Below are 12,087 nucleotides of genomic sequence, written 5' to 3'. Positions count from 1 at the left end.
TCGCCGTCGATGTAGGTGATCGCGGACGAGCAGGCCGCGGTGTTCACGAAACCGGGGTCGTACGTGGTCATCCCCCCGGCCAGGTCAGCCCGGCCCGGCCAGGTCGGCCCGGCCAGGTCAGGTCAGGGCTGGGGCGGCCTCGGTCAGGGCGGCGAGCGCCTCCCGCATCCGCCACGAGTTGCGGTCGCGAGGGCCGATCGGGTTGGAGATGGTGCGCAGCTCGGCGAAGGGGAGGCCGGCCTGGGCGGCGGCCACCGCCACGCCGTACCCCTCCATGGCCTCGGCCACGGCGTCCGGGTGGCGCTGGGAGAGCAACTCGGTGCTCGCCGCGGTGCCGGTCACCGTGTTGACCGTGAGTACCGGCCCGACCGTGGCGTCCGGGAGGGCGGCCCGGAGCACGGCCAGCAGCTCCGGGTCGGCGAGGACGGTGCTGCCACCGCCCAGCAGGGCGGGCGGCATGCCCAGCGCGTCGATCGGGATGAAACCCTCCGGAGCCTCGGCCCCGAGGTCGGCGGCGATGCTCGCGGTGCCCAGCACGGTGCCGCCGACGGGGACCCGGCCGGCGAAACCGCCGGCCACCCCGGCGCTGATCACCGCGCGGTACGGCTCTCCGGCCACCTCGGCGAGCGCCAGCGCGCGAGCGGTGGCCGCTGCGGCGACCGCCGGCCCCACACCGACCGGGGTGACGGTCACCGTCGGGTCGGCGAGCCCAGCCCGAATCGCGTCCGCCTCGGCGGGTACGGCGGTGACCACCAGCAGGCCGCTCACGACAGCGGTCCGCGTGGTTCCCGGTGGCTCTCCTCGTCGCTCCCGCCCGGCCCGGCCACGGACGGGGAGGGCCGGTAGATGTGGTAGCCGGGCGGGGCAGCGGGACCTGGTTCATAGCCTGCGGTCTCGCGGGGCGCCGGGGCGGGCGACGTGGGGCGTGGATCATCGGCCTCCGGTGCCGCCTCCTCCGCGTCGGCCAACTCGTCGTCGCCGAGTGGACGGCCGGCCAGGCGCTCACCGCGGAGCCGGCCAGCGACCAGCACACCCCGGATGGCGGCCAGTACGCCCACCCCGCCGGCGACCGCGATGCCGGTCCGGCCGTCGAAGGGAACCAATCCGAGCCCGCCGCCGAGGACGAACGCGAGCATCAGCACCGTCTCGGAGTGGGCGAAGGAACTGGCTCGTAGCCGCTCCGGGATCCGCTCCTGGATCGACGCGTCGACGGCGAGCTTGGCGATGCCGCTGAACAGGGCGGCGACCAGGCAGAACAGGGCAACCATGGGAAGCGAGAACTTCACCACGGCGAGCACCGCGACACCGGCCACGATGATCATGCTGCTGGCCTGGATGGCGGTCGGCCGGTGGATCCGTAGCCGGGTGCCGATCGCGGTGGCCAGGAAGGTACCCACGACCAGCGCCCCGCCGACCAGGCCCAGTGCCGCCTCGTCGGTGAGTTCGCGGCCGAACGCGGCCGTCGTGAGGTCGCCCTTCTTGATGGCGAAGGCGAGGAAGAGCAGCAGGAACCCGTAGACCGCACGCAGGGCGGCCGCCCCGATCAGGGTGGCGATCACCAGCTGGCCCGCAGGCCCCCCTCGGCCGAGCGGGCGGTCTCCGTTGCGGCGACGGCCGAACAGCGCCCGCAGCAGGCGGGGCACCCGTTCCGGCGGTTCCGAGTCGGCCCTGGGTGGCAGCCGCAGCGAGATCACCATGCCGACCAGGAAGATCACCGATGCGACCCGCAACGGCCACTGCGGCCCGAACCAGAAGGCGGCCAGTCCGATCGGGGCGACCAGGCCACCGGCCACCGTGCCGTAGATGCTCGCCCGTGCGCCGACCTGGGACAGGCCGAGCCCCTCCGGCAGCAGTCTCGGCACCGCGGCCGAGCGGGCGACGCCGTACGCCCGGGAGAGCGCCAACACTCCGAAGGCTGCCGGATAGAGCCCGAAGCCGTGGATGTGGTCGCTGATCAGCCAGGCCAGGAAGGCGCGGCCGAGCATGGTGGTGGCCAGCGCGTAGCGGCGACCGTGGCGGAAGTGATCGAGCAGCGGTCCCACCACCGGGGCGAGCATGGCGAACGGCACCATGGTCACCAGCAGGTAGAGCGCCACCTTGCTGCGCGCCTCGCCGAGCGGGACGTTGAAGAAGATCGTCCCGGCCAGGCCGATGGCGATCAGGGTGTCACCGGCGCAGGAGAGGGCGTGCAGGTCGAAGAGGCGGACCATGCCGGCCTCGCCACCCGCGCCCCGAGCCCGGGCCCGGCCGGCGCTCCGGGTCACCCAGCGACCGCTGCCGATCGAACCGCGCAGCAGCAGCCGGACGAAGCGGATGCCGGTGCCCACGGTCCGCCCGAGGACGGACCGCTCAGGGCGGGATGACAGCGGCATGTGCACCATCCTCGCCCATCGGATCCGGGTGTGCCGCACCAGTTGAGCAGAAGCTCTCGGGGAGTCCCCGTCGCCGGTCGCGTACGCATGGGGAACAATGGTCTGGTGACCAGGCCCGCCTCCACCCGTGCCGCCCGTCTCGACCAGGTCTGCGCCGCCGCCGTCGAGGTGGCCCGCGCCGGCATCACCGAGGTGGACGCCTCCGACGTCGGCGAGCATCTGCAGGCTGTCGCCGAGGGCGAACGGCTCGTCACGCACTACTTCGAGTGCCGGCTCGCCGGTTACCGCGGCTGGCGTTGGGCGGTCACCGTCACCCGGGTGCCCCGCAGCCGCAACGTGACGATCTGCGAGACCGTCCTGCTGCCCGGCACCGACGCGTTGCTCGCCCCCGGTTGGCTGCCCTGGCAGGAGCGGCTCAAGCCGGGCGACCTGGGCCCGGGCGACCTGCTGCCCACTCCGCCGGACGACGAGCGGCTCGCGCCCGGTTACCTGCTCTCCGACGACCCGGCGGTCGAGGAGACCGCCTGGGAGCTCGGCCTGGGCCGGGCCCGGGTGCTCTCCCGCGAGGGGCGCGCCGAGGCAGCCCAGCGCTGGTACGACGGCGAGCACGGCCCCTCGGCGCCGATCTCCACGGCCGCGCCCGCGGCGGCCCGGTGCGGCACCTGCGGCTTCTACCTGCCGCTGGCCGGGCAGCTCCGGCAGGCCTTCGGGGCGTGCGGCAACTTCTACGCCCCGGACGACGGCCGGGTGGTGAGTGTCGACCACGGCTGTGGTGCGCACTCGGAGACGCTCATCGAGGCGGCCGAGACGGCTGTCGACGAGATGCCGACCGTCTACGACGACAGCGCGGTGGAGGCCGTCGCGGTCAGCCGTGCACCCGGGTCGGTCGAGGGGGCCGAGCCGGCGGAGCCGTACGGCCACTCCTGAGCGGACCGGCGACCGCCCCGCCGGCGCGGCTGTGAGCAGGCCGGGCGGTTCGGCGAGTGGGCGCGCGGTCAGCGGGCGGCGGCGCGACGGCGGCGGCGGTTCGCGTCGTGCCGCATCATCACCGCGAGGCCGGGGATGCCCCACAGGAAGCCGGCCAGGCAGATCCAGAGCCAGTTCTCGTGCCCGTGCTCGGTCAGCCAGCCGCGGAAGAAGACCAGCAGCACCAGCCCGGCTATTGCCCAGCCGATCATCCCGGAGAGGGCGAACGGCACCATCGGCGGATCGAGCGGCTCGGGCCGCGGCGGCTGCTGCTTCGGCACGCGGCAAGCGTACGCGATCAACTTTCCTGGCAGCCCACTGATCTGGGACGATGCGCGCGACGATCGAAGATCACCTGCGAGGACGTGATGGCAGTACCGCCCCCAAAGAACGGCACACCACCCGCCCCTGATTCGCCGCGTAACGGATTTGACCGGTTCTTCGAGATCTCTGCCCGTGGCTCGACGATGAGCCGCGAGATACGCGGAGGTCTGGCGACTTTCTTCACGATGGCCTACATCGTGGTGCTCAACCCGCTGATCCTCGGCAGTGCCGCTGACGGTGACGGCAAGAAACTCGCGATCCCGGCGATCGCCGCGGCGACGGCGCTGGTCGCCGGCGTGATGACCATCCTGATGGGCGTGGTCGGCCGGTTCCCGTTGGCGCTCGCCGCCGGCCTCGGCGTCAACGCGCTCGTCGCGTTCGAGATCGCCCCGGAGATGACCTGGGCCGACGCCATGGGCCTCGTGGTGATCGAAGGTGTGATCATCGCGGTGCTGGTGCTGACCGGCCTGCGTACCGCGGTCTTCCGCGCGGTGCCGACCCAGTTGAAGACGGCGATCGGCGTCGGTATCGGGCTGTTCCTGACCATCATCGGGTTGGTCGACGCCGGCTTCGTACGCCGCGTGCCGGACGTGGCCAACACGACGGTGCCGGTGGGGCTGGGCATCGGCGGCAAGCTGGCGAGCTGGCCGCTGCTCGTCTTCGTGGTCGGGCTGCTGCTGACGCTGGTGCTGGTGGTCCGCCGGGTCCGGGGCGCGATCCTGATCGGCATCCTCGGCTCGACCGTGCTGGCGATCATCGTCGAGGCGATCGCGAACGTCGGACCGTCCGTGGTCGACGGCAAGCCCAACCCGAAGGGTTGGGCGCTCAACGTTCCGGAGCTGCCGAAGACCATCGCGGACGTTCCGGATCTGTCGCTGCTCGGCCACTTCAACGTGCTCGACTCGTGGAGCCGGGCCGGCTGGCTGGTCGTGCTGATGTTCGTCTTCACGCTGCTGATCACGGACTTCTTCGACACGATGGGCACGATGGTCGCGGTCGGCCAGGAGGGCGGGATGCTCGACGAGCGGGGCACCCCGCCGCGGGCGAAGGAGATCCTGCTGGTCGACTCGATCGCCGCGGCGGCCGGCGGTGCGGCGAGCACCTCCAGCAACACCTCGTACATCGAGAGCGCCGCCGGCGTGGCGGAGGGCGCCCGGACCGGCGTGGCCAGCCTGGTCACCGGCGGGCTCTTCCTGCTGGCCATGTTCCTGGCGCCGCTGGTGGTGGTCGTACCGTTCGAGGCGGCGTCCACCGCGCTGGTGGTGGTGGGTTTCCTGATGATGACCGCGGTCCGGACCATCGACTGGTCCGACTACGAGATCGCGATCCCGGCGTTCCTCACCATCGTGCTGATGCCCTTCACCTACTCGGTCTCCAACGGGATCGGAGCCGGCGTGATCACCTACGTCGTGCTGAAACTGGCCCGGGGGAAGGCGCGGGAGGTGCACCCGCTGATGTACGGGGTGGCCGCGCTCTTCATCCTCTACTTCCTGCGCGGACCGATCGAGTCCGTGGTGCTGTGACGCCGGCCCGGGCCGGGCGTCCGGAAGCGGACACCCGGCCCGGGGCAGCCGAAAGTCCTCGTGAGCCTGGTCATATCAGATGTCGTTAGCCAAGCTCATTAGTTAAGCTAACTATCGTGACGGAGCGGACGGTGACTGCGAAACGCGTGCCACCGGCGCAGCTGGCCCCCCAGCTGCGTGATGCGATCACCCGACTCAGCCGGCGGGTCAGACAGGCCCGGCCGGTCGGCGATCTGACGATCACCCAGCTCAGCGCGCTCACCAGCCTCGGGCTGGCAGGCGCGCTGACGCCACGGGAACTGGCCGACGTGGAACGGGTGCAGCCGCCGACGATGACCCGGATCGTCGCGAAGTTGGAGGAGCGCGGGCTCGTGCAGCGCACCCCCCATCCGACCGACGGACGCCAGGTCATCCTCGCGCCGACCGAGGGAGGGCGGGCGATGCTCGAGAAGTTCGAGCGCGCCCGTAACGAGTGGCTGGCCAACCGGCTGGCCGAGCTCAGCGAGGTCGACCGGGAGACGCTGGGGAGAGCTGCCGAGCTTCTCCAGCAGATCGCTCGCGCCTGACTCGTACCCGCGCCATCGGGTCCGCGCCGTCCGCCGTGGATGACGCGTACGACTCGAGGAGGCGCTACCAAGAGTGCAGGCCAGGCTGAGCACCATGTTCCAGTCCCTACAGGTTCGCAACTACCGGCTCTTCGCCACCGGACAGCTGATCAAACTGCTCGGCGTCTGGATGATGTACATCGCCCAGGACTGGCTCGTCCTCGACCTCTCGGACAACTCCGCGACCGCGCTCGGCGTGGTGACGGCCCTGCAGTTCACCCCGGTGCTCCTGCTCACCCTTCTCTCCGGCCGCCTCGCCGACCGGTACGACAAGCGCATCCTGCTCTTCGTCGCCAACACCTTCTGGACCGTGCTGGCGCTCGGCATGAGCATGCTGGTCATCACCGGCCTGGCTCAGCTCTGGCACGTCTTCGCGTTCGCCCTCCTGCTCGGCGTCGCCAACGCGGTGGAGACTCCCGTCCGGCAGTCCTTCGTCTCCGAGCTGGTCGGCGTGTCGCTGCTGCCGAACGCCCTCTCGCTCAACGCCGCCGTGTTCAACTCCGCGCGGATCATCGGCCCGGCCATCGCCGGTGTGGCCATCGCTCTCTTCGACGTCGGTCCGGTCTTCATCATCACCGCGGTCAGCTCGATCGCGCCGCTGGTGAACGTGGTGCGGATGCGTACGTCCGAGCTCTACCGGGACGCCCTGCCGCCGCGGGACGAACGCGCCGAGGCCCGGGTGATCGACGGGTTGCGTTACGTCTGGCACCGCCCCGACCTGCTGCTCCCGATGGTCGTGATGTCGGTGATCGGCATGTCGTTGTTCAACTTCCAGCTCACCCTGGCAGCGCTGGCCAAGACCGTGTTCCATACCGGTGCGGCCTCGTTCGGCCTGTTCACCACCGCGCTCGCGCTCGGCGCGCTCGGTGGGGCGCTCGCCGGGACCGGGCGGCGCAGCCGGCCGTCCGTCTGGCTGGTGCTCGGCGCCGCCATCGCCTGCGCGATCTTCGGCACGCTGGTCGGCCTCTCCCAGGTGTACTGGCTGGTGGCCGTCCTGCTGGTGCCGACCGGATTCTTCATGGTCTTCTTCGCCCAGGCCGCCAACCAGCGGGTGCAGCTCGGTGTGGACGCCGCTTTCCGGGGCCGGGTCATGGCGCTCTGGGTGCTGGTGTTCCTCGGTACCAACCCGGTCGGCGCGCCCGTGATCGGTTGGGTCGCGGAGACCTTCGGTGCCGGGGCCGCCATCTGGATCGGTGCGCTGATCTCGCTCGCCACCGCGCTGCTCGCGCTGGCCTGGCAGCTGCGCCGCTCCGGCGCCCGGCTCCGGTTCCAGGTGCTGCCGATGCCCCGCTTCTACGTGACGCAGACGGAGAGCTGAGCCAGCAGGGGCCCTGTCGTGCGATCTTGCGCGGCAGGGCCCCTCTTAACACATCTGGCCGGCCGAAGCGCCCCGATGCGCGGATGGCGCGGATGCCGCCATTCCGGTGGCGGAGCGGCAGGGCGGAGCTTAGCGTCGATGCGTGGAGCTCGGACGCGCACTGCTGCTCGCCCTGGCGTTCGTCGCCGTGGCGAGTCTGCCTGCGTTGATCGCCCTGCTTTTCTGCGCCGACGAGATCATCGACCGGGTGGCCTGCGGCTACGCGGAATGGCGCGAGCGCCGGCGGGAGCGGCGCGTCATTGCCCGGCTGGACCGGGCCGTCGAGGCCGACGCGCTGACTCGTGACATCGACCTGTCCGAGTTCGACCGGGAGGACCGGCGGCCGCTGGAACAGCTCGCCACCGACCTGCGCCGGCTGGGCGGCCAGCGACTCGGGGGCACCGGCCGACCGATGGTCTGGCACGGCGCGGTGCTCCAGGCGTACGACGACCGGCTGCGTCTCGCCTGTCGCGCGCTCGACATCACCGAGCACCTGAGCGAGCTGGATGGCGTCGACCAGGAGATCGAACGGGTCCGGGTGGAGGGGCTGCTGCACGCTGCGGGGCTGAGCCTGCCGGCCGCGCGTGGGGCGAGGCGGCGGCAGCAGCACCGGTGAGGACGTACCCCGGTTGAGGCTCTTCGTCGCGGTCAACCCGACGGCCGACGCGGTCGCCGACCTGACCGCCCAGGTCGCCCGACTCCGGATCGGGGCGGCGGCCGCGGCCGGCACCAACGTACGGCTGGCCGACCCGGAGCACGCCCACCTCACGCTCGCCTTCCTCGGTGACGTCGAGGAGGCTCGACTGGTCGAGGTGGAGAGCTCACTCGGGCTCGCCGCCCAGTGGTTCCGTGAGTCCCGGGACGCCGCTCCCCGGCTGCGGCTGGGCGGGGGCGGGCTGTTCGGGCAGGGCCGGTTCACCATCCTCTGGGTGGACGTACGCGGTGAGATCGAGGCGCTCGCCACCCTGGCCCGGCTGATCCGCTCACGGCTGCGGAGCGCACGCCTGCCGTACGACGAGAAGCCCTTCCGTGCGCACCTCACCATCGCCCGGCCCGGTGATCGGATGGACGAGGCCGACATCGAGGCGGACCGGGTCACGCTGGACGGCTACCTGGGGCCGGAGTGGCCGGCGGCCGAGTTGTTGCTGATGCGCAGCCACCCGGGCCCCCGGCCACGCTACGACCGGCTCGCCGCCTGGCCCCTGTGACCGGGCTCGGGCCCAGGTGGCGGCTGTCTCAGTCCTTCCGGGTGCCCTCGTAGAGGTCGAAGTACAGCTTGTCGAGTTCGTCGCTCCGGTTGCCCAGCGCGTCGGGATCGACGATGTCGTGCCCGATGCCCAGTTCCGCGGTCAGTTCGTGGACGGCCAACGGGCGGTCGTTCGCCGCGGCGATACGCCGCGGAACGGCCACCGCATCCTGGCGATCGATGAAGTCGTCGTTCGCCGACGTCACGACCGCCACGCTCATCAGTCTCGGATTTCGCTGGTCCAGATCGAAGTTGCGCGCGATGCGCAGGTACTGGGAGAGCGCGGCGAAGGAGAAGCCTTCCGAGTTGACCCGGTCCGGTACGAGATGGAAACCGAAGAGCACGATCGTCGGTTTGACCACGAAGCCGGGTGCCTGAGCACTGTTGGGCTTGTAGAAGGGGGACAACAGCAGAAGATGACGCACCGCGTCGGGCCGCCGGCCGGCCAGCCAGGTGGCCAGCACCCCGCCGCCGGAGATGCCGACCACGCCCACTTCGTCGCCGAGCCCGGTGACCAGATTCAACGAGTCGTTGGCGTATCCCACCAACTCGCCGGCTTCGAGCTTCGCGTGCGCCAGCTCGTCGGAGACCCCGTGCCGGGGTGCCCGAGGCACCCAGACGTTGTAGCCCTCGTCGAAGTAGCGCTTCGCCAGGCCGGCGTACTGCTTGGGGCAGTCGGTGTAGCCGTGCAGCAGCAGGACCGCCTTGGCTGTCCTGCTGCCGTGCGACATCACCACGCTGCGGCACTCCGGGCGTACGTCCGGATCCGCGGTTTCGGCCGCGACGACCTGCTCGGCCTGACCGAGGGCGGCGTCGAAGGTGAGCGCCTTCGGAGTGGCGCGCTGCAGATCGCTTCCGCCGAGCGGCCAGGCGTATAGGACGACGGCCGCCAGGACGACGAGCGCGAGCAGCGCGCCGAGGGCGACGCCGACCCGGCCGAGCACGGTCCGTCGGGCCGGGCTCTTCGGCTGTGCGATGTCTAGGGTCAAGACGCGTGCCTTCCACGTGAGGGGACAACGTGGACACGCGGTTGAGCCGGTTGCGGTTCGGGCGCTCTACTGTGTGCTGGCTCTCCTCCGGCGGGGTGGGCCGATCCGCCCACCCCACCAGAGGTGCGTCAGGAGGACTCGCCCCAGCGGAGGGGCGTCAGGAGGACTCGCGGGCGGCCGGGCCGCTGCCGAAGAGGACGTCGTCCCAGCTCGGCAGGCGCTTGCGTGGCTTGCCCGAGCTGTCGGTGGGCTCGCTGCCCGCGGCGGCCGCCGCCCCGGTGCGACGCGGCCGGAGCACCGCCAGCGACGGAACGGCCGGCACCTCCTTGGGCGCGTCCGAGTCGTCGTCGAAGGCCGAGCCGGCCCCACCACCGAGCAGCGCGGCGGCACCGCCCGCGACGGCTCGCTGCCGGGGCGCGTCGGACCCCGCGAGCGCTGCGGGCGTACGCGGCTCCAGGCCTCGGCCGGAGGAACCGCCCAACGGCCGGTCGAGGGACGCGAGCAGGGCGTCCCGCCCGGCCCGGATCGGGTCCCGACCGGGGCGGGAGTGCTCGGCGGGCGCCGGCAGCCCGTGCCCGCCTCTGCTCGGCTCGCTACGCGTCGGCCCGGGCAGGGCGTGCCCACCCCGCTCCGGCGGATCCTGGCCGAGGATCGGCGTGGGCCGCTCGGCACAGAGGTATTGCGCCATGTCGTCGTGCGGGGCGACCGCCTGTCGGGTCTTGTCGAGGACCCAGATCGCCTGCGCGGTGGCCTTGCCCGACGGCCAGGTGGCGATGATCCGCCAGGTGCCGTCGTCACGCCGGTACGCGTCCCAGGAGATCTTCTCGGTGTCGATGCCGTGCTGGGCGAGCCGGTCGTTGACCACCTCGGCGAGGGGCGTCGGCTTCTCCGCGCCCTTGAGCCGGGTGCGCCGAGCGTGCTGGGCGAGCATCGCCCGCTCCTGCAGCACCGGACCGGCGTAGCGCAGCACCCGATCGACCGGCACTCCGGCGATCCGGGCGACGTCCTCGGCGGACTCACCGGAGCGGATGCGGGCCTGGATGTCGCGGGGGGACAGGGACGGGATCGGGTCGGCGGCAGCGGACGCCACCGCGAGCGGCGGGGCGCCGGGCTCGGCGTGCAGCGCCGTGCTCACCCGCTCGTCGATGGGCAGCGCGAGCAGCCGCCCCACCTCGTCGGCGAGTACCAGGGCCTGGCCGTCCTCGGAAAGGGCGACGAAGCGTACTGGGCGCATAACGTTGCCTCCGTCCCGCTTCGTTGGCCGCACGCCACGAGTCAGCCACCCGGGCGTCTCGCACCACCGTACGCTCATCTGCCTTCAGGTGGGGGATGCGACACCCGCATGTCGTGGATGACCTGCGGCGATGATCACGGTGGGTGGCGGCCGCACCGAGCGACGGCCACCCACCGTCATGTCGATCAGAGTCGCTCGATCACGTAATCGATCGACGTGGTGAGCGCCTCGACGTCGGCCGGCTCGATGGCCGGGAAGAGCGCGACCCGCAGCTGGTTACGGCCCAGCTTGCGGTACGGCTCGGTGCCCACGATGCCGTTGGCGCGCAGCACCTTGGCGATCGCGCCCGCGTCCACCCCGTCGGCGAAGTCGATGGTGGCCACCACGTTGGAGCGCAGCGCCTGGTCGGCGACGAACGGCTTGGCCACCTCCGAACGCTCGGCCCAGCCGTACACGATGGATGCGCTCTCGGCGGTCCGCTTTGCGGCCCAGGCCAACCCACCCTGCTCGTTCATCCAGTCCGTCTGCTCGGCGGCCAGGAAGATGGTGGCCAGCGCCGGGGTGTTGTAGGTCTGTTCGAGGCGCGAGTTGTCGATGGCGGTGACCAGATCGAGGAAGGCCGGGATGTAGCGCCCGGACGCCTTGATCTCCGCAGCACGCTCCAGCGCGGCCGGCGACATGAGGGCGAGCCAGAGCCCGCCGTCGGAACCGAAGCACTTCTGCGGTGCGAAGTAGTAGACGTCCGTCTCGGCGAGGTCCACGTCCAGGCCTCCCGCGCCGGAGGTGGCGTCGACCAGCAGCAGCGCGCCCTCGTCCGCGCCGGACACCCGGGAGATCGGCACCGCCACGCCGGTGGAGGTCTCGTTGTGCGGGGTCGCGTAGACGTCGACTCCCGCCTCGGCGACCAGGCCCGGTGCGCTGCCCGCGTCCGACTTCCGGACGGTCGGCTCGCCGAGGAAGGGCGCGTCCTTGACCGCCTTGGCGAACTTGGCGCCGAACTCGCCGAAACTGGCGAACTGGGCCCGGTCGCGGATGAGACCGAACGTGGCGACCTCCCAGAAGGCCGTCGTACCACCGTTGCCGATGATCACCTCGTAGCCGTCCGGCAGGGAGAAGAACTGGGCGATGCCGCTGCGCAGCCGGGCCACCTGGTCGCGGACCGTCTTCTGCCGGTGGGAGGTGCCGAGGTAGCTGGTGGCCACGTCGGCGAGGGCGGACACCGCCGCCGGGCGGACCTTGGACGGTCCGCAGCCGAACCGCCCGTCGGCGGGCTTGATCTCGTCGGGAATCCGGATGGTCGGTGCGTCAGCCACGGTTCTCAAGGTCCTTCCGCGTGGGCCGGGGCCCGGTGAGCTGGCGGGCACGGGCCGACGGCGGGCGCGGAGGCGCGCGGGGCCGGGGTCCGAGCCCGGTCCGGCGGCACTGCCGAAGTCACATCCTCCCATCAAGGCACCCGAGCCCGAGCCTCGGT

At 71.8% G+C, this 12,087-nt stretch carries 12 protein-coding genes; 6 read left to right on the top strand and 6 right to left on the bottom strand.

The window, feature by feature from the left end; genetic code table 11:
• Positions 1-117: 117 nt before the first annotated feature.
• Entirely contained in the window at positions 118-768 is a 651-nt protein-coding gene (locus tag AB0F98_RS25280) for a futalosine hydrolase (protein WP_357739784.1), read from the bottom strand.
• The gene (locus tag AB0F98_RS25275) at positions 765-2,372 is read right to left on the bottom strand and encodes an MFS transporter (RefSeq protein ID WP_357739781.1); all 1,608 of its coding nucleotides are present in this window, start codon (positions 2,370-2,372) and stop codon (positions 765-767) included. Before AB0F98_RS25275 ends, AB0F98_RS25280 begins: the two co-directional genes overlap by 4 nt.
• 87 nt (positions 2,373-2,459) lie before the next feature.
• Between AB0F98_RS25275 and AB0F98_RS25270 the strand changes: the two genes are divergently transcribed.
• Positions 2,460-3,299: a DUF3027 domain-containing protein gene (locus tag AB0F98_RS25270; protein WP_350791583.1), complete on the top strand. Its 840-nt coding sequence runs from the start codon at positions 2,460-2,462 to the stop codon at positions 3,297-3,299.
• Positions 3,300-3,367: 68 nt separating this feature from the next.
• Here AB0F98_RS25270 and AB0F98_RS25265 read toward each other — a convergent pair whose 3' ends face one another.
• The gene (locus AB0F98_RS25265; RefSeq protein ID WP_357739778.1) at positions 3,368-3,619 is read right to left on the bottom strand and encodes a DUF2530 domain-containing protein; all 252 of its coding nucleotides are present in this window, start codon (positions 3,617-3,619) and stop codon (positions 3,368-3,370) included.
• Between the two features lie 87 nt (positions 3,620-3,706).
• Here AB0F98_RS25265 and AB0F98_RS25260 point away from each other — a divergent pair, with 87 nt between their 5' ends.
• The 5 genes from AB0F98_RS25260 to thpR all read left to right on the top strand — a co-directional run bounded on the left by AB0F98_RS25260 (position 3,707) and on the right by thpR (position 8,355).
• Positions 3,707-5,185, top strand: coding sequence for an NCS2 family permease (locus AB0F98_RS25260; RefSeq protein WP_357739776.1), 1,479 nt, complete (start codon positions 3,707-3,709; stop codon positions 5,183-5,185).
• A gap of 116 nt (positions 5,186-5,301) precedes the next feature.
• Positions 5,302-5,751 carry a MarR family transcriptional regulator gene (locus tag AB0F98_RS25255; protein ID WP_357739773.1) on the top strand — a complete coding sequence of 150 codons (450 nt, stop codon included), beginning with the start codon at positions 5,302-5,304 and terminating at the stop codon, positions 5,749-5,751.
• Between the two features lie 73 nt (positions 5,752-5,824).
• On the top strand, positions 5,825-7,108 hold the full coding sequence (locus tag AB0F98_RS25250) for an MFS transporter (RefSeq protein ID WP_357739770.1): 1,284 nt from the start codon (positions 5,825-5,827) through the stop codon (positions 7,106-7,108).
• Positions 7,109-7,250: 142 nt separating this feature from the next.
• Positions 7,251-7,763, top strand: a complete 513-nt coding sequence (locus tag AB0F98_RS25245; RefSeq protein ID WP_357739767.1) for a hypothetical protein — start codon at positions 7,251-7,253, stop codon at positions 7,761-7,763.
• A 13-nt stretch (positions 7,764-7,776) separates the two neighbouring features.
• Positions 7,777-8,355: an RNA 2',3'-cyclic phosphodiesterase gene (gene thpR / locus AB0F98_RS25240; RefSeq protein ID WP_357739764.1), complete on the top strand. Its 579-nt coding sequence runs from the start codon at positions 7,777-7,779 to the stop codon at positions 8,353-8,355.
• A gap of 28 nt (positions 8,356-8,383) precedes the next feature.
• On the opposite strand, the gene AB0F98_RS25235 is transcribed toward thpR, so the two are convergent.
• The 3 genes from AB0F98_RS25235 to serC all read right to left on the bottom strand — a co-directional run bounded on the left by AB0F98_RS25235 (position 8,384) and on the right by serC (position 11,929).
• Positions 8,384-9,382: an alpha/beta fold hydrolase gene (locus tag AB0F98_RS25235; RefSeq protein ID WP_357739761.1), complete on the bottom strand. Its 999-nt coding sequence runs from the start codon at positions 9,380-9,382 to the stop codon at positions 8,384-8,386.
• Positions 9,383-9,539: 157 nt separating this feature from the next.
• Positions 9,540-10,616, bottom strand: a complete 1,077-nt coding sequence (gene sepH / locus AB0F98_RS25230) for a septation protein SepH (RefSeq protein ID WP_357739758.1) — start codon at positions 10,614-10,616, stop codon at positions 9,540-9,542.
• Between the two features lie 185 nt (positions 10,617-10,801).
• Complete coding sequence (gene serC, locus AB0F98_RS25225) at positions 10,802-11,929, bottom strand: phosphoserine transaminase (protein WP_357739755.1); 1,128 nt, start codon at positions 11,927-11,929, stop codon at positions 10,802-10,804.
• Positions 11,930-12,087: the final 158 nt, after the last annotated feature.

The sequence above is a fragment of the Micromonospora sp. NPDC023737 genome (assembly GCF_040639715.1).
In the GTDB taxonomy this organism is placed as follows: Bacteria; Actinomycetota; Actinomycetes; order Mycobacteriales; family Micromonosporaceae; genus Micromonospora.
The sequence above is the reverse complement of the archived record's forward strand: the minus strand, read 5'-3'. Positions and strand labels throughout refer to the sequence as shown.

Bases quoted from the DNA above. Each gene is read 5' to 3' on its own strand.
- sepH (WP_357739758.1), bottom strand. From the start codon at position 10,616: ATGCGCCCAGTACGCTTCGTCGCCCTTTCCGAGGACGGCCAGGCCCTG.
- AB0F98_RS25260 (WP_357739776.1), top strand. From the start codon at position 3,707: ATGGCAGTACCGCCCCCAAAGAACGGCACACCACCCGCCCCTGATTCG.
- AB0F98_RS25270 (WP_350791583.1), top strand. From the start codon at position 2,460: ATGGGGAACAATGGTCTGGTGACCAGGCCCGCCTCCACCCGTGCCGCC.
- AB0F98_RS25275 (WP_357739781.1), bottom strand. From the start codon at position 2,372: ATGCCGCTGTCATCCCGCCCTGAGCGGTCCGTCCTCGGGCGGACCGTG.